Annotated in this window: 15 protein-coding genes and 1 pseudogene; 10 read left to right on the top strand and 6 right to left on the bottom strand. The window is 55.1% G+C overall.

The genetic code is table 11. The features are described from left to right. Nucleotides 1-32 precede the first annotated feature (32 nt). On the top strand, nt 33-1,532 hold the full coding sequence (gene amn / locus HNQ83_RS04750; protein ID WP_175387913.1) for an AMP nucleosidase: 1,500 nt from the start codon (nt 33-35) through the stop codon (nt 1,530-1,532). A 70-nt stretch (nt 1,533-1,602) separates the two neighbouring features. After that, nucleotides 1,603-2,244, top strand: coding sequence for a pseudouridine synthase (locus HNQ83_RS04745; RefSeq protein WP_256668857.1), 642 nt, complete (start codon nt 1,603-1,605; stop codon nt 2,242-2,244). Here HNQ83_RS04745 and HNQ83_RS04740 read toward each other — a convergent pair. Continuing rightward, entirely contained in the window at nt 2,239-2,448 is a 210-nt protein-coding gene (locus HNQ83_RS04740; protein ID WP_046815823.1) for a DUF2788 domain-containing protein, read from the bottom strand. The genes HNQ83_RS04745 and HNQ83_RS04740 overlap by 6 nt on opposite strands. Nucleotides 2,449-2,645: 197 nt before the next feature. Then, nucleotides 2,646-3,125 (bottom strand): Lrp/AsnC family transcriptional regulator, encoded by a 480-nt coding sequence (locus tag HNQ83_RS04735; RefSeq protein WP_007937367.1) that lies wholly within the window; start codon nt 3,123-3,125, stop codon nt 2,646-2,648. A gap of 544 nt (nt 3,126-3,669) precedes the next feature. Between HNQ83_RS04735 and HNQ83_RS04730 the strand changes: the two genes are divergently transcribed. Next, nucleotides 3,670-4,707 (top strand): DUF6515 family protein, encoded by a 1,038-nt coding sequence (locus tag HNQ83_RS04730; RefSeq protein WP_175387912.1) that lies wholly within the window; start codon nt 3,670-3,672, stop codon nt 4,705-4,707. On the opposite strand, the gene HNQ83_RS04725 is transcribed toward HNQ83_RS04730, so the two are convergent. Beyond that, on the bottom strand, nt 4,692-5,597 hold the full coding sequence (locus HNQ83_RS04725; RefSeq protein WP_175387911.1) for a cation diffusion facilitator family transporter: 906 nt from the start codon (nt 5,595-5,597) through the stop codon (nt 4,692-4,694). The two genes, HNQ83_RS04730 and HNQ83_RS04725, sit on opposite strands and share 16 nt — an antisense overlap. Nucleotides 5,598-5,621: 24 nt before the next feature. Then, nucleotides 5,622-6,041 carry a polyribonucleotide nucleotidyltransferase gene (locus HNQ83_RS04720; RefSeq protein ID WP_175387910.1) on the bottom strand — a complete coding sequence of 140 codons (420 nt, stop codon included), beginning with the start codon at nt 6,039-6,041 and terminating at the stop codon, nt 5,622-5,624. A gap of 109 nt (nt 6,042-6,150) precedes the next feature. Here HNQ83_RS04720 and HNQ83_RS04715 point away from each other — a divergent pair. Then, nucleotides 6,151-6,531: pseudogene (locus tag HNQ83_RS04715) on the top strand (DEAD/DEAH box helicase); the annotation flags it as partial. A 265-nt stretch (nt 6,532-6,796) separates the two neighbouring features. After that, nucleotides 6,797-9,199: a hypothetical protein gene (locus HNQ83_RS04710; protein WP_175387908.1), complete on the top strand. Its 2,403-nt coding sequence runs from the start codon at nt 6,797-6,799 to the stop codon at nt 9,197-9,199. A gap of 109 nt (nt 9,200-9,308) precedes the next feature. On the opposite strand, the gene HNQ83_RS04705 is transcribed toward HNQ83_RS04710, so the two are convergent. Beyond that, nucleotides 9,309-10,835, bottom strand: coding sequence for a hypothetical protein (locus tag HNQ83_RS04705; protein WP_256668856.1), 1,527 nt, complete (start codon nt 10,833-10,835; stop codon nt 9,309-9,311). A gap of 469 nt (nt 10,836-11,304) precedes the next feature. Between HNQ83_RS04705 and HNQ83_RS04700 the strand changes: the two genes are divergently transcribed. The 3 genes from HNQ83_RS04700 (at nt 11,305) to HNQ83_RS04690 (ending at nt 16,605) form a co-directional block, all read left to right on the top strand. After that, entirely contained in the window at nt 11,305-11,856 is a 552-nt protein-coding gene (locus HNQ83_RS04700; protein ID WP_175387907.1) for a hypothetical protein, read from the top strand. 308 nt (nt 11,857-12,164) lie between these two features. Further along, nucleotides 12,165-15,179, top strand: a complete 3,015-nt coding sequence (locus HNQ83_RS04695; protein ID WP_218585529.1) for an RNA-directed DNA polymerase — start codon at nt 12,165-12,167, stop codon at nt 15,177-15,179. 196 nt (nt 15,180-15,375) lie between these two features. After that, a complete protein-coding gene (locus HNQ83_RS04690; protein ID WP_175387906.1) occupies nt 15,376-16,605 on the top strand; it encodes an abortive infection family protein in 1,230 nt (409 codons plus the stop codon). 88 nt (nt 16,606-16,693) lie between these two features. Here HNQ83_RS04690 and HNQ83_RS04685 read toward each other — a convergent pair whose 3' ends face one another. Continuing rightward, entirely contained in the window at nt 16,694-16,882 is a 189-nt protein-coding gene (locus tag HNQ83_RS04685; RefSeq protein ID WP_175387905.1) for an AbrB/MazE/SpoVT family DNA-binding domain-containing protein, read from the bottom strand. Between the two features lie 339 nt (nt 16,883-17,221). Between HNQ83_RS04685 and HNQ83_RS04680 the strand changes: the two genes are divergently transcribed. Next, on the top strand, nt 17,222-18,121 hold the full coding sequence (locus HNQ83_RS04680) for an RES family NAD+ phosphorylase (protein WP_175387904.1): 900 nt from the start codon (nt 17,222-17,224) through the stop codon (nt 18,119-18,121). A gap of 110 nt (nt 18,122-18,231) precedes the next feature. Next, on the top strand, nt 18,232-18,669 hold the full coding sequence (locus tag HNQ83_RS04675) for a hypothetical protein (protein ID WP_175387903.1): 438 nt from the start codon (nt 18,232-18,234) through the stop codon (nt 18,667-18,669). Nucleotides 18,670-19,428 lie beyond the last annotated feature (759 nt).

Here is a 19,428-nt window from a genome sequence, read left to right as displayed (position 1 = left end):
CACTGTTCCCGTGAAGCGACGATGCAGGCAAGATGAAGCTCTGCAAGTCAGAACACAGGATGCTGATCGTGACCGAAGCTTTTATTGTCGTTCAAACCGCCGAGCAAGCCGTGGATCGGCTTGCGCTCTTGCACAATCGTGCAACCACCGCGCTGAGTCAGGCGCTCAAGCGCTATCTCAAGGATCGCGTCGAGCCGGACGCCGAGCAGCGGGCGATGTTTCGTTATCCCGAATTGCGTCTGACCTACCACTGCCAGGGCGAAGTCCCGCAGACCACCCGCGCGTATGCCAAGGTCCAGCTGCCAGGCACCTACAGGGTCACCGTCACTCATCCCACCGCTTTCCGTAAGTACCTGCTGGAACAGCTGGTGCCGTTGATGCACGACTTCACCGTAACCGTGGAAGTCGGTGTCAGTGAACAGAACATTCCTTATCCGTACGTGGTCGAGCAGGGCGATGAACTGGCCGGCTCCGGCGTCACGGCTGCCGTGCTGGCCCGGGTCTTCCCGAGTACCGACTTGTCGGCGGCGTCCGATGGCATTGCCGATGGCCTGTACGATTGGGAAAACACCGATCCGCTGCCGTTGGCGTTGTTCGACGCCGCACGGGTGGATTTCTCCCTGCGTCGTCTGGTGCATTACACCGGCAGCGACTGGCGCCATGTGCAGCCATGGATCCTGCTGACCAACTATCACCGCTACGTCGACCAATTCATCGTCCATGGCCTGGAGCAGTTGCGCAGCGATCCGCGTTTCGTGCGCATGGTATTGCCGGGCAACGTGATCATTGAAAAGAGCATGGACCACGGCGAAGCCTCGGCGATTGCCGCCGGTGTGGTCTGGCACCGTTACCAGATGCCGGCCTATCACCTGATCGCCAGCGATGGCCACGGCGTGACGCTGGTGAACATCGGCGTCGGTCCGTCCAACGCCAAGAACATCACCGACCACCTGGCCGTGCTGCGACCGCATTGCTGGTTGATGATCGGTCACTGCGGCGGCTTGCGTCAGTCGCAGACCATCGGGGACTACGTACTGGCGCACGCTTACATGCGTCGCGACGGGATTCTCGACCGCGTTGTTCCACCAAACATTCCGATCCCGGCCCTGGCCGAAGTGCAGATGGCGTTGCAGCAAGCGGCGGCGAACATCACCGGCGAAAAAGGCGACGAACTGAAGAAACGCCTGCGCACCGGCACCGTACTGACTTACGACGACCGCAACTGGGAGCTGCGCTGGGCCCAGGAGCGTCCATTGATCAACCTGTCCCGCGCCGTGGCGGTGGACATGGAAAGCGGCACCATCGCTGCCCAGGGTTATCGTTTGCGGGTGCCGTACGGCACGTTGCTCTGTGTTTCCGACAAGCCGTTGCACAGCGAAATCAAGCTGCCGGGTTCGGCCAACGCCTTCTATGAACGCGCGGTCAGCCAGCACTTGAAGATCGGTCTCGAAGCGGTGGATCTGCTGCGTACCGAACTCAATTCGCTGCACTCGCGCAAACTGCGCAGCTTCGACGAACCGCCGTTCCGCTGATTTGCCGATGGTCATTTAACGGTCGGGCTACTAGCATTAGCAGCCCTGACCGTTAGATGTTCCTTTTCCCATGTCCCGTCCCCAGCGTCCCGTTTCCCGCCGTCCTGGCGCGAAGCCTTCATCACCTTCCTCAGCCCCACGCCGTGTCGCCAAGGCGCCACCGACCGAGCCGAAGCTGATCCTGTTCAATAAACCCTTCGATGTACTGACGCAATTCAGCGACGGCGAAGGGCGGGCGACGCTCAAGGACTATATCGAGATTCCCGGAATCTACCCGGCAGGGCGCCTGGACCGTGACAGCGAAGGGTTGCTGCTGCTGACCAACGACGGCCAGCTTCAGGCACGGATTGCAGACCCGAAGCACAAACTGGCCAAGACGTATTGGGTGCAGGTCGAAGGCGAACCGAGCGCCGAGCAGTTGCAGCGCTTGCGTGATGGCGTGGAGTTGAATGACGGCATGACCCTGCCCGCCGAGGCGCGGCAGCTGGATGAGCCTGAACTGTGGCCACGCAATCCGCCGGTCCGCTTCCGCAAAAGCGTGCCGACGAGCTGGCTGGAGCTGGTGATTCGCGAAGGCCGCAATCGGCAGGTGCGGCGCATGACGGCGGCGGTCGGGCTGCCGACATTACGGCTGGTACGGGTCAGGATCGGCGACTGGACCCTCGAAGGGCTCGATCAGGGCCAGTGGAAGGAAGTGCCGGCGCGTTTATAACGTGCCGGTTTCGATCAGACCGATCACCACGCTTTTGATCACGAATGCAGCGACTCCCAGCCCGAGCACGAAGAACAGGATGAAGGATCCAAAGCGGCCGGCCTTGGACTTCTTCGCCAGATCCCAGACGATGAAACCCATGAAAATGATCAGGATGCTGACCAGTCCGGTCATCATCCACTCTTCGAATACTGCAGGATCCATTGGACATCTCCAGCGCGGGCGGGGCTAAAAGGCGCTGGAGTATAAGGCATGGAGGGTGCGTGCAGTGCGGGCCTGCGGCGGTGTGTCGCAGCTATTCGTCGCCTGTGTGGGTCCCTTCGCGAGCAGGCTCGCTCCCACAATGGATCTTCAGTACATGTGAGATCCCTGTGGGAGCGAGCCTGCTCGCGAAGGCGCCATCAGCTACGCAGATGAGTCAAAGGCAGTTCGGTGCTGTTCAACACCTGGTTCAACACAAAGCTCGAGCGCACACTGGTCACCCCTTCAATCCGCGTCAGGTGCCCCAGCAGCAGTTTCTGATAGTGGTCCATGTCCGGCACCACGACCTTGAGCTGATAGTCGGCGTCCATCCCGGTCACCAGGCTGCATTCGAGCACCTGTGGCAAGGTCCGAATGGCGGCTTCGAAGTTCTCGAAACGTTCTGGGGTATGCCGGTCCATGCCGATCAGCACATAGGCCGTCAGGCTCAGCCCCAGCATCTTGCGGTCGAGCAGTGCGACCTGGCGGGAAATGTAGCCGTCGTCTTCCAGCTGCTTGACCCGACGTGAGCAGGGTGAAGGCGACAGGCCGATGCGTTCGGCCAGCTCCTGATTGGAGATGCGCGCGTCGCGCTGCAATTCAGCCAAAATGCTCAGGTCGTATCGGTCGAGTTTGCTCATCAAACGGCTCCTTGTTGTAACTATTGCGACAGATTATCTATCCAGGGTTAAAAATTGCGCAAGTAATGTTTATTTGAGCAATCTTCGCAATCCTCTGCCGGGGCTCCAAGCCTATTCTTATCACCAGAATCACTGCTCGGACAAACAGTCCAGTGCGGCTCGCCCAAACAGGCCAGCTGCGGTCGCCACTCCCACAGGGGATGAGCCGGCCCCCGAGCTACACACTGTCCAGAAGACGGCGTGAGGTGAGCCGACGTCAAAAGCGTCGAGCACGGACGAAGTTCTCAAAGGGAGGCCGACGGGTCTCCCTTTTTCTTGCCTGGAATTCGGCGCCTGCCCTCAATAAATAAGTTTCGCGACTGATAACCTGTTGCAGAACCGGCCTGTGCTTTCCCAGTCTTATGACAAACGCCGTTCGCTTAATTGTAGGCGCGAGCCCTGCTCGCGATGGGCGTTAACGATGACGCGTGCTTTCTGAATAAACGCGCGTCCATCGCGAGCAAGCGCGCTCCTACAGAATCCATCAGCCGCAGTGAGGAAAAGCATGAGATCGCGCATCTGGCGTTTGGCCGGTGTTGGTTTGCTGTGTGTCAGTGTCACTGCGCAATCGCTCGCCGATGAGCCGCAGAACCGTGGTCCCGATGGCGGGCAGCACGGCGACGGTGGTCATCAGGGCAACAATCAGGGCCGTGGCGGCAACAATCAGCCGCGCCAGCAGAACAACGACATCATTCGCGGGGACAACAGCCGGCAGTTCGAGCGCGACGGCCATCAAAACAATGGCCAGAACCAGAACAACGGCCAATGGCAGAACCGTCCGCAGCCCGACTTCAACAATCCGGTTCGATCGCCACCGCCACCTCCGCAGCTGCCGGCCAATGACCTGCCGATCCAGCCACGTCCCGATGCCGTGCAACAGACTCAACAGCCACGTCGTGGTTACTATCAGGACCAGCCGCGGCGCAACGATCCCAACCAGCACTGGAACGGCTACATAGGCGCGCCATCCAATGACTATCGCGGGCCAGGGCGTGGCAACGGTTGGGGCCCAGGACCGCAGTATCGGCCAGGGCATGTGATCGACCGCTTCCCGGATCGCGACTATCGCGTCCCATACCGGGGCATGGATTACTACTATTCCGGCGGCTATTGGTATCGCCCGTTGGGCCCACGCTATGTGGTGGTCGAGCCTCCGCGCGGGATTCGGGTCCGCTATTTGCCGGACTACGCCGAGCAGGTCTTGATCGGTGGGTCGGTGCTGTTCCTCGCGGCGGGTTCGTATTACGCCTGGCAGGAGAGCACTCAGGATTACGAAGTGGTCGAGCCGCCACTCGGCACCGTGCAGCCACAACAGCAGCCGCAACCGGCCAGCAATGGTTATGACGTCGTTGCGTATCCGGCCAACGGGCAGTCGCAGGAGCGGGTCAATCAGGATGGTTACGAGTGCTATCAGTACGCGGTGCAGCAGAGTGGCTTCGATCCGCGAACCGCGACCTATCAACCTGACCCGTCAGTGGTGCAAACCTACCGCCAGGCGCAGGGCAATTGCCTGAGCAGTCGCGGCTATCAAGTGAGTTTCTGAGCCCTGGCGGCTTTCACCACTTCCTGCGGGTCGGCGTGCACCAGCACTTCGGCTCGCGGGTAGGCGGCGTGGATCGCATCGGCGGCCTGGTCGCTGATGCCGTGGGCCACTGACAAGGTCAGTTCCCCGGGCAACTCCAGATGCAGCTGCACGAACCACTGGTTGCCGGAAATCCGCGTGCGCAGGTCATGGGCGCCTAAAACGCCCGGCACGCTGCACGCCAGTTCGAGCATGTGCTGGCTGACATCGGGCGGCAGTTCTTCATCCATCAGCACCGCAAAACTTTCCCGGGCGATTTGCACTGCGCTCCAGAGGATGTACGCGGCGATGCCCAGGCCGAACCAGGCATCGACCTGATGCCAGCCAATCCCGGCCAGCACCAGCGCCACCAGAATGCTGCCGTTGAGCAGCAGGTCCGAACGGTAATGCAGGGAGTCGGCGCGCACCGCGTTGGAGCCGGTGGCCTTGACCACCCGATGCTGCACCGCCAGTAGCACCAGGGTCAGGCCCAGCGAGAACACAATCACCGCGATGCCGATCAGCGGTGCGCCCACCGGTTCCGGGTGCTTGAGCCGTTCGAATGCCTGCAACGCAATCAGCACCGCACTGCCGCCAATGAACAGCGCCTGGGCCATGCCAGCCAGTGATTCTGCCTTGCCATGGCCGTAGCGATGATCGTCATCGGCGGGGCGCAAGGCATAGTGCACGGCCAGCAGGTTAAGCAGGGATGTCACGCCGTCGAGGGCCGAGTCGGTGAGTCCGGCGAGCATGCTCACCGAACCGCTCAACCACCACGCGATGGCTTTGGCGATGATCAGCGTACAGGCGACCGCCACCGAGGCACGGGTCGCCAGCCGCAGCAAGCGGGCGTGTTCGGAGCTGGAAATCATGAGTGCGGCTTTTTCCTTATGCGATTACGCGGCCGGTTGCAGGCCCAACAGGGCCAGTTGCTGGGTGCTGCCCTTGTGCTGGATCAGACGTGGATCGTCCAGCGGGAAGCGGCGGCCCGTTTCACGCTCCAGAATAGTCTGCAACTTGAGGTTATCGACCTTGCCGTCGGCACCGATGGCTTCCTTGAGTTTTTCCGGCGCCACTTGTGCGGTTTCGCCCGGTGCGTAGTAAATCGCGCCGGTGGCGAAGTCCACGGCAAACGCGATCAGGCCGGGGATGATGTAGAACAGCAGGCCCACGGCATCGAGCACGGCGATGGCCGGGTCGATCTTGCCGTCGATCTGGCCCCGGCGATCCGGGTAGAAAATCGAACCGCATGCGGTGATCTGGGTCAGCAGGCTCGCGATCAATACACCGCCAATCAGGCGAAAGGGAACACGCATATGAAATCTCCTAAGTAACTTCAAAACGAAACGTCGTCGTTATGAATTAAGACCCTGACGAACGCCCGGCAGTTCGCCGTTATACTCGGCCCTCTGTTTTGGAGCCAGCATGATTTCTTTGCCGATCGATGAAGTTTTACCCGCCCTGCGTGAAGCCCTCGCGACACGCCACGAAGCCGTGCTCGAAGCGCCGCCCGGTGCCGGTAAAACCACCCGCGTGCCTCTGGCCTTGCTCGATGAGCCGTGGCTGGCCGGGCAGACCATCCTGATGCTCGAACCGCGCCGGTTGGCGGCGCGGGCGGCGGCGGAGCGGCTGGCCAGTGAGCTGGGCGAGAAGGTCGGCGAAACCGTGGGTTATCGCATCCGGCTGGACAGCAAGGTCGGCCCTAACACCCGTATCGAAGTCGTCACCGAAGGCATCCTCACCCGGCGCTTGCAGGATGATCCGGCGCTGGAAGGCGTGGGGCTGCTGATTTTTGACGAATTCCACGTTTTGCCATTTGCACCAAAAAAACATGAAATTTTGTCAATTTAGGCCCGAGCTTCCTCTGTATTAATCGCTCCTAAGTCACCACCCTTTCGCATATCTGTTCCTGCTCCCCTTCTCCCCGTGCCTCTGTCTTCAATCACTCAACGTCCTCTCTCATGGCTAGGGCCCGCTCCTCGTAACTTCGATACATTGCCCAGCTTGTGCCGTGTATAAAGCTTCTCAAAGGCCATAGGCACCACAGACAGCGGACAAGGGCGAGGGGCTAATGAACAAGGATCAGGATAACGGGGTAGCGACCATGGACACGGGCGCCTCCGAGGACAAGAGTCAGACCAAGCGCCAAAACACGAGCCAGGACATGGAAGATAAAGTCGTGGCGATCCTGGAGAATTGGCGCAGTGCATGGAGCGATATCAGCCGCATGGAGCAGGTGACCGCTGAAGGCCCTGGTTACTTCCTATGGCATTCAGACACGAACGGCTCCGCGAATCCTGGGGCGTTTTTTCCTGCCGAGACGATAGATCAATTGATCCCGCCTGAAGTAACACGGGAGGCGGTGCGTAAACGATTGGATACCATCGACCACTCGCGCGAAATGGTCGTGGTGTTGGTACTGAAAGAGCATTCAGGGGCAAGAGCAGTTGTGGCAGTGATACCTAAAACTGCGGAGCGGAGATCGCAGGCTTGGTTTGAAATGGCCAAGCACCGTAAATCCCCCATGGCTCAGAACGCTTGGATTTCACTTCGCGCTGACTCCATTCTTCACAGGGAGGGGCAGTCAGGCTACGAGGGTTATCTCGAAGAATATTTCGGGGTTGGCTCGGTCATGTTCGAGCTTGAGCATCGTGAGGAATCAAAAACGCTGGGTTGGGACGATATAGGTTGCGGAAACTCGTACGGAGGTGGTCATGAGACGAAATACGTCTGGCCCGAGGATAGCCCCGGTTCAATCGCGTTGACGGATGCTGAGCGACTTGAAGGGCAGAGGGTACATTCTGCTCAGACCGTGCAGGCCAACACGCTTGCTTCGATCCGCCTGCCTTTCACTCGTCTACATCTCGCTTTAAACGTACAAGCGAAAGAAACCGAACAAGCAAATCCAGCTAACTCCGCAGAACCCGTTAAACAAACAGAGCCAAAGCGAATCACCACTTACTACTGGGCAGGTGATTGGGGAAGCCATCGCTCCAATGCGGTCGGCACCGGGCTGGTGATAGAACAGAGTTTCGATGGAGAGGCTACCAACGAATGGCACCTGCACCAGGACTTTGTGATCTCTTTGGGGTTGCAGCGACAGGGTGACAGTTGGGTGCGGCCAGTGGAGGGCTTCTACGAGGTGGCGAGGCTCAAGCGCAACAAAGACGATCGCCCCGTGATGTTGGAGGTGCGTACTGAGCACCTTCGGGATTATCTGAAAGCGAGGGGCATGTACCTGTTGGTATCGAGCTATCGGAGCCGCAGTCAGGTGGTGGCAGATATCGCCCACATCGACTGGGCTTCAGAACATATGGAGGATGGGGAGGGTGAGAGCCGGTGGGAGGGTATCAACCTGCCAATACACGAAGGTGGAATGCCGTTTGGCTCTTCCACCGGTTTTTTCCATGCCTCTCGGACCGATATCGATAGTGATGATGAGGTGCCGATCGCAGGATTTCCGAACGATGACTCCGTCGTTTCTAAATCATGGACGGTTAAGCATCAAGGAAAGAAGCTGCATCGCTTAAGCGGCGAGCTGTGGAAAACCGAGGTCGTCGAACCTGGGCGGGTCAGCGAACGTGTGCTAGGCGAGGCACCGCTCACGCGTGTGGATTTTGCGGTTGATGGCTCCGGTGAGCGTTTAAGTGGTGATGAACTTGGAAACGGCAGCCGCTGGTTATGGTTCCGTCCCAACGTCACCGCGCTTCTTGGCAGTTATCGAGGTTCATCGCTGCGATGGTTTACTAGAGATACCGGCGTCATCGGCATCTCGCGTGGGTATAGCGTTCATTTCGGGCTGAATGACCTCGGCTTGCTCAACGTGTTTGCCAAGGACATTGGCCAGCTTCCTCTGTGGCAGCAGCGGGTATGGGCAGGAGCAAATGTCGCACCAGATGGCGGTGTCTCAGCGGAGTTGCTGGCGTCCCAGGCCAAGGCGATGCCTGCAGACACTAAAGCTCCTGAAACGGAGCTGCGTCCTGCTTACGATGCACTCAATGCAGAGTTTGAGAGGCTGGCGGGACGACGGTTGTTCCGGGCACACCACGCGATTGATGACATCTTCCGCAGAATTCATCGGTTCCGGGCGTTAGAACCAACGGGCGTGCTCGAACTCGCCAAGGATTTGGCTAGGGTGTCCGTTGAATCGCTGGACGGAGACGCTTTGTTGGTGCTCACTTCTCCGCCAGGCAAAATGAAACCGGGCTCGGTCAAGCACCTGGAGGCTGCGTTGCAGAACAGCGTGAGTCTGGATGAAGCCAGAGCTTTGACGAAGGTATTGGTGGGTATCAACGAGCTGAGGCAGGCGGACGCTCATTTGCCATCCTCAGAGTTCGCGGCGGCCTTCACGCTGGCCGGAATCAATCGGCAAGACGACCCAGTGATGCAGGGCCGTCAGATGTTGGAAACGCTTGTTGAATCCTTGACTCAGATGGCGCAGGTATTTTCGCACTTCCCTCGCAAAGGCAAGTGAGCCATAAACATGAAACATTGAGTCAATGCATCCGGCAGTACTCGTACTTGGTGCTGCCTGGCTTGCCTGCCTCACGTACACCCCACGTCCAGGCAGGCCCCCGATTAACCTAATCAAACTCGTGAGCCGGTTCGCTACTTTTCTTGCGGTTGGTCTTCTGTCTGGCGATTACTGCCATGGGGTGATTCGAGAAATGTTGCTTGTAGGTTTTGAGTAGCGATTTGTTTCCTGACTCCTTGATCATGTCGAGAAGCTCAGTGCCTTCTCGGCAGGCAATCGAATATCGAGTAGTTTTCTCGTTTTCTTGTTCGATGAGTGCTTTCGAAGCGGGGCTGAGGGCCGCGTTTGTCCACAGCTCGAAGGTCTGTTTGACCTTGCTAAAACCCTCTTCATGCTTGGCGAAGTCGCGCAGCACAGGCAGGCGTTTTTTCAGCCATTTCTCGACCTCCGCATCATCTACCTGTCCAGTGGGTAGATGTCCCTTACACTCGATGAATACCACCTCGGTGTTACCCACCTCGACAAGCACGTCGATCTCCGCCCGTGCACCATCTGAAGCGCGTACCAGCTTGTTGATGCTGATGTAAGGCTTGCGATAGCACTCATCGGCCAACTGCGCGCAGAGATATTCGAAAAGGCATCCACGAAGGGTCCCTTCTGCACCTTCAATTCTGCCCAAAGCGTTGAACAGCAAATCGATTTTCTCGGGGCTTCCCATGTTGAGGGCGGTGGCTTTCAGAACCGAGGCCAGTTCGTGAAGGGCCTGAGCGACATCAGTCCCCAGCAAGGAGTCAAGAGTTGCCGCGATTGCTCCATTGGCCCGTATAGCGCGCACTGCGTCTTTGTCATATGACTCTGCCAGGAACATCTGGAGGACGGGGGCCACCTTGCTGAATACCCGGACGTTCAGGCATTTCTTGATGAAGGCCTTGGCGGCATCTGTAGTCAACATTTCGCCTAAATAGATATCACACACGAAAGAGCCAGGCTTTGGCTTCGTGTCCGTGCCACTACCGGTCGATCCGAGCAAAGGATGGAGGTAAGAGGGGGCCGATAGATCCCAGTAATTTGGTCCGGCGGATGGGATACTTCCCTCTCCACGGACTCGTATCTGGTTCCAGCTTCCAATACCGAGACGCCGAGCCCAGTCCCGAACGGCATTCAACGCCATTGCTTCAACCTTCATTCGGGCATTGAGATCCAGGATCGCGAGTTGCTCGTCTTCATCTGTGAAGCTGGCAAGGGCGATACATTCCCCGATACCTACCAAATCAACGCGCTTGATCAGGTTCGAGGCGAGCAATTGCTCCAGGACCCTGTCAGCATTCAACTGCTTGGATTGAAGCTTGGGTGCACCGCAGGCAATTTTGAAATGATCAATGGGCAGCACGCCGCCACGATCCCTGAGAGCCGCCAAGCCAAATCCGCAAGCGTGGTTAGTGCTCTTTAGTGCCTCGACGAGTCTGTCGAAGAAAATCTGCGAACCATATTGGCCGATCAGATACACGAAAGAAGAACGATGCGGGAAGCTGATTCCTTTCAGGCGCTTAGCTGAAGACCGCTTGATCAACTGCCTGGCATTGGTAGGACTCACGCCATATCGTCTAACCAATTCCTCCGCCAAGATGTTGCTCAAACAGGGTCCCCAGTGTTCCATTACTGCTTGTACTCTGTCTGACTTCACAGTGCCTCCTCAGTCAAATGTCACACTGCGCTATTTATAACCCTGTTTTACAGGCGTCGTTGGGATAAAAACAAGGTTCCTGAGGAAGGCCCCATTCGGTGCGGCTTGGAGAGGTGGCAAAAAGCGACTCAGCAAAATAATGTCACAAAGGCATTTACAGGATGGCTTAAGGCGCAATTTCGGGAGCCTTTTTTCAGCCGTCATGCACCGACAAGCTGCCACAGCAATAGAGCTGTATTCTCGAATATTTTGTCCGCGACCGCTGGATAATGCGTAGACATCACGGACTGACGCCAGAGTGACGAGTAAGTGCGAACAGAACGTGCGTTTACCTGGTGGGAGCTTGCTCACAGTACAGATACCATTGCGACAATGAATCGCCTGCCCCTGTCAGGTTTGATCGATCAGTAAAGGAAAAAGCATGGATAAGTGGAGCCTATTCGCAGCAGCTGAAAGGACATGCACAAGTTTCGCCTCAAAGATTGCAATGACCTTCACAACCCAAGAGGAGTCGCGTGGTGTCATGAACAAATTTTGGCGTGAGGTTAGCCAGAACGCTATGGACTTAGCAGTTCTCGATTGGTGCCATCTATTCGGAAACAAGCGCGACGAGCTGCACTGGACGAACGTCTGTAGTGAAGATTCCACCTTCAAGCAGCGGCTGCTGGAGACTTTAGGTGTATCAGAAGAAGAATGGACGCATTACTGGGGGCAGATGAGGAAATATCGAGACAAGGATGTTGCGCATCTGGAAGTCCAAAAGATCTCCATTCGCCCTGCAATGGCTATCGCCATCAAATCCACATGTTTCTACTTCTCCGAGGTGCAGAAGGCGCGGGCCCGATTAGGGATCGCACACCATCGAGTGCTAAATCTTGATGACCTCTTGGACAGTAATTTAGATAAATTTAATGAGCAGGCCGCACTGGCTTTCGCTGGCACAGGAACGCTACGCAAATCACCCTTTCCGTGAGTGTGATGTCCATAGTGGGTAATTGCACGGATCTGACCACCCTTTTGCATTCGATCTGAACACGGATCGCCTCGGATTTTGCCAGCACGCTTCGTAACTACGACCGGCAGGGAACGACCCATAGCGCTCGGTGGCGATAGGCAAAAATCGGCCAAAAGCGGCCCGTTAAAGCGCCTACTAAACTAGGGGCGGCTCAGTCCAGTCATGACAATCTGTGAGTAGAGATAGAGCGCCTTGCAATGCTTTAGCCCACTCATGCTTGCTTTCGGTAATATCCGGGATATCTCAGGATTGCCGAAGGTTAAGAAATGGACGTCATCCAGATGTCGTTATCGCTGCACGACCTTGGCCTCGCCTATCGCAAGGCCAAGGTTGACCTCTACTACTCAACCAACCCGTCGCTGTTCGACATTGCCAACTATGAAGACGACCTGAGCAAAAACCTCACTCGCCTGAAAGATCAGATCGAAGCGATGAACGAGGATTGGGTGAAAGACCCTGCATTTCTCGGCACTTGGACGCTGGCACCAAAAGAAATCCAGATTGTGAAAGGAAAGCAGGATCAAAGTCTGATCTTTGCCTCACCGGAAGCCGAGTGGCTAAGCGCGACTGAGGTCGGTAACCATCCCACTGCCGTATTCCGCCTCATGGCCCGCTGCAGCATCGACTTTCACGTGCTGTCATCACTATGGATGATGGAAGTCGGCGATCTCTTCGACAAGCAGCTCAGCAGCAACGTCTTTGGCAGCCGCCTACGCCGCAACCGGCACGATGAGATCAACACGTGGGCCCTTGGATCATTCAAGCCCTATCTCAGACCCTTCCGTGAATGGCGCGACGGTGGCATCAAGGCGATGCGCACAGCCCTGAGCGAGAAGAAAAAAGTATTGGCACTCACAGCCGATGTAAGCAGTTTCTATCACGAGCTAAGCCCCGGCTTTATGGTCGACGATAGCTTCCTCAAATTAGCCAAAATTGAACTGAGCGAATCGCAGTCCAAACTGAACCGCCTGTTCATTTCCGCCTTGTTGGCCTGGGCACAAGAAACGCCACTACGAAAAGGTTTACCTGTAGGTTTGCCTGCGTCTGCTGTGGTCGCAAACGCGGCGCTAATCAGGCTCGACCAGTTCATCGAGCAACAAGTAGTGCCACTGTATTACGGTCGTTATGTGGACGACATTCTGCTGGTTATGGAAAACGCCAGCGATATCAAAACCACTGAGCAGTTTTGGGAGTGGATCTTCAGTCGTGACGGCGGCAAGGACCTGCTCAAAAAAGATAACGGCAGCATCCTGTTCAAACCTGGATACCTCGAAGAAGACCGCATCGCTTTTGAAAATAGCAAAAACAAGCTGTTCATCCTTGCAGGGTCTGCAGGTACTGCTCTGGTCAACGCCATTTCCGAACAGATCAACCAACGTGCAAGCGAATGGCGCGCGTTACCCGACCTGCCGAATTCGCCCAACACCGTGGCTACGGATTTGCTCAAAGCTACCAACCTTGCTGGAGAGCAAGCAGACAATCTGCGAAAGACTGATGCACTGACGCTGCACCGCGCCGGTTTTGCCCTTAGCCTTCGCAACTACGAAGCCTTCGAACGCGATATCCCCCCAAAGGATTGGCAAGCACACCGCCATGCCTTTTTCGCCGCAGTCATCGAGCATTTGCTCACCCCAGTTAAGTTTTTCGAACTGGCTCAATACCTCCCACGCATCATCCGCATGGCAACCGCCTGTGAAGATTTTGAATACCTAGACAAAATCATCAATGCACTGGGTGGCCTGATCAATAAAGTAGAGAGCGACTGCACTCTGGCGATCAAAAGCCTGGCTGCTGCCAACGTGCCAGCCGAAGCCCGACATTTATGGAAGCGATCCATCTGGGAAGTGACAGCGCAGAGCATCGTCTCTGCGTTTCCGCCCCGCCTAAGCAAATCGGGGACTACCGCCTGGAAGAACCAAATGACCGGCCATATGGAGAGCCTTGCCTTCGTCATCTGGAATAACTTCCTGGACAGGCCAACGAACATCACCAGCCAGCACATACAGAAGATTCAAGCTCGGCTGTTCAGCTTCGATCTCGCCCATATCCCCTTGCGCTTTACAGGCCTGCCTCAGGAAATGGTCAGCCAGCGCGGTATTCCACTCCGTAAAAACCTCGCAACTTTTGACGCAGAAGAGCTATTGCCTGACGAGATGACCGACGGCATAGCCACACTGGCGAACTGGCTCAGGCTTAAACGCGGCACCCCAACTGGACTAACCTTCGCCACTCGCCCATTCAGCCTCAATGAGCTCTACCTCATCGCTCCCACTCCTTTTGCCGCCTCCAGCCGCCAAACACTGGGGTTGGTGGTGCAAGCACTGCGAGGTTTTGAGCTGACCGCGCACAAGATGCCGCACCTCGACAAAAAGCAGGTTTTGCATATCCCGGACGGAAAACCCAATGCCAAACAGACCATCGCTGTGGCCAGTTTGGAAACCAAAGATGAAAGCTTTACCGCCGCCATCATGGGGTTGCCCGATCCGGACGGCCTGCACCGTTACCAACGCATCAATCGCCTGATCAACGAACTTATCTCTCGGCCTGACGGCGCTGGTTACTTGATCCTCCCGGAAGTGTCTCTACCACCCCAATGGTTTATGCGTATCGCCGACAAGCTAAAGGGCCGTGGCATATCTTTGATCACCGGGGTGGAGTACCTCCACGCGCCGAGAAAGTATGTGCGCCACCAGGTTTGGGCTTCGCTAACGCACGACGGTCTTGGGTTCCCTTCGCTGATGCTCTATCGCCAGGATAAACAGCGTCCAGCATTCCATGAGGAGCAAGAACTCTTTCGCCTAGCAAGCCTGCAGATGCAGCCGACTCAAGAGCAACAGTGGCAAAAGCCTCCGGTAATCCAGCATGGTGATTTCCGCTTTGCCATCATGATCTGCAGCGAGCTGACCAATATTCGTTATCGTGCGGCTCTACGCGGTCAGGTCGACGCACTGTTTGTTCCAGAGTGGAACAGCGACACCGACACATTCAACGCACTGGTGGAGTCTGCCGCCCTGGATATTCATGCTTACATCATCCAATGCAACAACCGCCGCTTCGGTGATAGCCGTATCCGCGCACCTTACAAGGAGCGCTGGAAGCGCGACATATTACGAGTCAAGGGAGGTAACCACGACTACTGCATTACAGGAGAAATCGACGTACTGAGCCTCCGCCAGTTCCAGTCCAGCCACCGCTCGCCAGCCTCAGGTTTCAAGCCTGTGCCAGATGGCTTCAACGAGGACATGGCATCGGATCGGAGAGTATTACCCAAAGGTGCCTAGACCTGACTCGATCAAGCAGGGTTTACTGTTTTTCATCCGTGCTGATCCAGAATCGCGCCTAGTTGCGCGGGCACCTCTGAACCTCATATCGGGCTGCAGTGCCTAGCGCAAATACGTCTGCTTTTGGCCTAGCGCGGACATCGCTATGCTTGGGTACATAGATTCGCAATCACCAGCAAGGATAGGAGCAGGTACGATGGAACAGACAGAACAGATACTTGCAACGGTCCACGCGCTCCTACGTGCAGAGGGCATGAGCGAAGCGGCTGCCATCGTACGCGAGTATCCGGCGCATATTGAGCAGACGGGTTACGACAATTGGAATGGTGGTACAAACATCTGTGATGTGCAGTTCAAGCTGCCCGCTCAGGATTACGCCCGGCTAGGAGCGAAACGCAGCCAATTAGAAGAGCAAATTACAGCTCGACTGAGGACTGCTATTGAGCCTGAAACACAGGATTGGTACTCAGCCAAAATCGTGCCGGCAAGAGAACAGCGTACTGACTGGCGATCTGACTCATCAGATCTCCCCCGGCAAGTCCGCGTTAACATCTTGGATGGCCTACGTTTGGAAGATGTGGCTTGGTATGGTCAGCTCGACGACGTCGAGTTCTTGAGTCGTCTGTTCGACCTTCAGCAACTTCCGTCCACAGACAGTAGGTTCAAGGATGCAGCAGGTGATATCTGGCAGCATCGTTATAACAATGATGATTGGGAAAATGACTGGGTCTACACAGATTCTCGCTTTCAGCTGATTGACGGCCCGGTGGAACAGTTCCTACGTTTTCTCTGTGAGGTCGTGCATCCAATTGTCCGTCCCGATCGCGATGAGGCACTTAAATTAGTGCTCCATTTCAACGATCAGCTTCGATCTGCTGGTTGGGAGATCTATGAAGAGGAGCGCATTGCCGGTCGACCACGCTTTTCCTTCCGGCAGCGCAGCAGCTCGTCCCGAGCCGTTCTAAGAGCTAAGACCGTCGCAGAGGCCCTCGACGCAGGCTGGATGGCGAAGGAAATCGAGCGCCTGGAACATTCTATTGATCGAGACCCTGCCTTAGCGATTGGTACAGCAAAAGAGCTCATTGAAACATGCTGCAAATCCATTCTGACAAAGCGGGCTATTCCATTTACCAAATCCGAGGATCTCGGCGATCTCACAAAGAAAGTCGCGAAGGAGCTGCAGCTCGTCCCAGAGGGCATTACGGATGCTACGAAGGGGGCGGATAACATTCGTTTGATTCTTCGGAATCTTACCCAACTCACGAACAACCTTGCTCAGTTGCGTGGACTATACGGCACAGGACATGGGAGAGACGGTCAACATCGCGGACTTCAGCCGCGGCATGCTCGGCTTGCTGTAGCTTCCGCGGTTGCCTTCATCGACTTTGTATCGGAGACCTTCCGCCATAGAGAAGGCTTGAACTGAATCGCCACTAATTTCGTAGACGCATCGGAATGACTGCTTTTGGTGAACTCTGCCGCTGCTGACCGGCTGCAATGGGTCGACTCTAGCCTTAGGATTTTGTGTCAGCGTCGCGGATTGGCTTTAGCAATATCGATCCATCAACCAGCTCGATGGTCAATAAATCACCGAGACCGATATTCATTGCGGCAAGGACGTCCGAGGGGAGATCAATAATCACATCCCCGCTGCCATCGCCTGGGTCCTGACATTTCACAGTCGTCTGCACAGAATCACTCATTGGTACTCACTCCACTTTCGGCCGATGAACTGAGCCCATATCCTACGCCGGTGCATGGGCGACCGACAGTAATCGGCCAAAGCGGCCTCCCAAAGCCAAGGGTTACACTCAGTTTCCTCGACCACCTAATGATCGTGGTCTATCTTCGGCTAGTGGTATTGGCGACAAAAAGCAGAAGTCGCGCGATTACAGCTGAGGGGATTGGCGCAAAATGTAGGTCTATGATTTATATGGACTTTTGAAAAAAAGTCGAAATTGGTAGCGTGGAGTTATCTAGAATTCTCTACTATTTCGTTATCGCCGAATTCGGTCTAATCACTGTTAGGCTCATAGATAGCTATGAATATAGAAGAATGCGAAAAACTGTTCTCTAATGCGATGAAAAGCGATTCTGAAGCAGAGTTCTACTACTCAATTGAACCTCTATTTAACGAATACGAAATTTTATCAATAGAGCTTGGGCGAGGCAGCACTTTCTGGCGGGCGAGAAAAATCAACGATGGCATTTACCCCAATGTGGATGACCTTGATTATCCACCTGCTGAAATTGTGAATGTTGGCAGGCTTAATGATAAGGGAACTCCATTCTTTTACATATCTGCGGATATAGAAACGGCTTTGGCTGAAGTCGATCCGGATGACGGTCAGCTTGTTCAATTGGCAGGCTTTAAAGTAAAGAATGAATCCCCCCTGATAATTGCAGTTATTGGTGAGTATTCAAATGTGCAAAAGAACGGATACATGCATTTCGTTGGAAAAGATCCGGACAGAACCATATTAAAAATGTTAAATGGATTACCTCGAAAGGACGCAATTAAAAAAATTTACATAGATAGATTTTTTGCTCATGTTTTGAGAGATGAAAATGCTTGCTCCAACAACTATCGATACAGTCGAGCGCTATCTCAAGCCATACTTTCCAAAAATCATGCGCACGGAATAGCATTTCCGAGCGTAAAGGATCGTGGCGGCTTTAATCTTGGAATTAAATCTGAGCCATCGGATAAATGCTTTCATAATGTAAGCTGTGTCATTGCAAGAATTAATGCCAAGCGTGAATTTGGCCTAATAGATTACGAGATAATTAATTCAGCAACTCATCTTGATGAAAATGGCGCGTTTGTATGGCCCGAAAGGTATGCCCCAGAAAGTATAGGTGTTTATAACATGAGCAAGGAAGAGTTCGATGCTGAGATTGCGAAATCTATCGAGAAAAATATATTACACGGGCAGGATTGAAGATTAAACTCAAAGCATCGACAACCTAACAATTACAAGCACTCGAAAAAACTACGCTACGCTCCGTTTTTCCGGTGTTGTAGGCGTTAGGCATCGCAAAGGAGGCTCGCGTGCGTATCACCGTTCCCATGTACGAAAAAGGCCGCAGTTTTGTCATGGCAGGCGGCTTGGTCAAAGCATACGAAGGACACAGGTTCGTCTATCTACATTTGTTGTGCCAAGGACTTGAGTGCATTGGGAAAGCGTTGCTGTTAGCCCATGACTATGAGGAGTACGAGCCAATCCTAAGAACGCATTTCGGTCATGATCTGGAAGTTCTTGTTGCTGAGATTGATCGAAACGCTGGTAGGCCATTCTTGTCGAGTCAATCATCAAAGGAACTGAAGTCACTCAATTCTTATTACAAGCGCCACATGCTGCGCTATGGCGACGCCGGAGATTTTAGGAAAGAGTCCCTGCAAGTGTCGGCAGACCATCTTCATGGTGATTTGGTCAACTGCTTGACTGAATTGAACGAAAAGTTCTCCTCGGAGAAAGGCGATGCCTAACCCTACGCTCAACATGACCGCCCAGAAACGGACTGTAGACAGAACGTCGCTGCAATCCCTACGCTGGTCAATCTAGTAACCGTACAACGCTAACAAGGAGCATTCATATTGGTCATTGGAATCGACCGAGACAGCGTGCATGCAGGGGATGATCTAGAAAGTCATAGGACATCGATCAGGCTTGATCCAGCTGGGACACTGCGCACTTCGTTCGAAGCGATACAAGGCATGGGCTACCTGCCTGGCATCAGTGGCGGTAAGGCGACGTGGATTATTTGTTCGTCTGGCAAACAGATAGGTGTTTTAGCGCAGCAATGGGCAGAACCTAAGTTGGTAATCCCCGCCGAGATCATCCTGAGTCAGTATTTTGGGGATTCCGAACCTCGCCTTCTGTTCAGATATTGGTGCCAGGCAGATCCAGACCATGTCTTTTCACAAATCAAAGCTGGAAATGAACCGCCGTCTCGATTTTAGGATTGATGGGAGACTGCCTGCTGATCAAGAAGCTGAAATGTCTGCTTTGGGTTGTGGACTCAACCGGTCGCGACAGGCAGAAATCGGCCAATAGCTGCCTTTCGTGACCGGCAGCGGCCCTCCATTAGCTGCTGGCAACGCTGCCTACGTTACACGATCGATTCACTGAAATTGACTGCGAAGTCGGGGGGGTTCGGTATGCTGGCTAATTGCTCTTGCGATCCCGGGGAAGGTGAAGTAGGCTCATTCGGCCTCCATTCGGGTATTAAATAGGGTTGTTCAAAT

Origin of the sequence: Pseudomonas sp. C2B4 (assembly GCF_013359695.1) — a bacterium.
GTDB lineage: Bacteria > Pseudomonadota > Gammaproteobacteria > Pseudomonadales > Pseudomonadaceae > Aquipseudomonas.
Note: the sequence above shows the minus strand (reverse complement) of the source record. Positions and strands in the feature narration are given on the sequence as shown.

Coding starts and splice junctions, on each gene's coding strand:
- HNQ83_RS04680 (WP_175387904.1), top strand. CDS start 17,222: ATGAATATAGAAGAATGCGAAAAACTGTTCTCTAATGCGATGAAAAGC.
- HNQ83_RS04740 (WP_046815823.1), bottom strand. CDS start 2,448: ATGGATCCTGCAGTATTCGAAGAGTGGATGATGACCGGACTGGTCAGC.
- amn (WP_175387913.1), top strand. CDS start 33: ATGAAGCTCTGCAAGTCAGAACACAGGATGCTGATCGTGACCGAAGCT.
- HNQ83_RS04720 (WP_175387910.1), bottom strand. CDS start 6,041: ATGCGTGTTCCCTTTCGCCTGATTGGCGGTGTATTGATCGCGAGCCTG.
- HNQ83_RS04690 (WP_175387906.1), top strand. CDS start 15,376: ATGGAACAGACAGAACAGATACTTGCAACGGTCCACGCGCTCCTACGT.
- HNQ83_RS04735 (WP_007937367.1), bottom strand. CDS start 3,125: ATGAGCAAACTCGACCGATACGACCTGAGCATTTTGGCTGAATTGCAG.
- HNQ83_RS04725 (WP_175387911.1), bottom strand. CDS start 5,597: ATGATTTCCAGCTCCGAACACGCCCGCTTGCTGCGGCTGGCGACCCGT.
- HNQ83_RS04745 (WP_256668857.1), top strand. CDS start 1,603: ATGTCCCGTCCCCAGCGTCCCGTTTCCCGCCGTCCTGGCGCGAAGCCT.
- HNQ83_RS04710 (WP_175387908.1), top strand. CDS start 6,797: ATGAACAAGGATCAGGATAACGGGGTAGCGACCATGGACACGGGCGCC.
- HNQ83_RS04730 (WP_175387912.1), top strand. CDS start 3,670: ATGAGATCGCGCATCTGGCGTTTGGCCGGTGTTGGTTTGCTGTGTGTC.
- HNQ83_RS04700 (WP_175387907.1), top strand. CDS start 11,305: ATGGATAAGTGGAGCCTATTCGCAGCAGCTGAAAGGACATGCACAAGT.
- HNQ83_RS04695 (WP_218585529.1), top strand. CDS start 12,165: ATGGACGTCATCCAGATGTCGTTATCGCTGCACGACCTTGGCCTCGCC.
- HNQ83_RS04685 (WP_175387905.1), bottom strand. CDS start 16,882: ATGAGTGATTCTGTGCAGACGACTGTGAAATGTCAGGACCCAGGCGAT.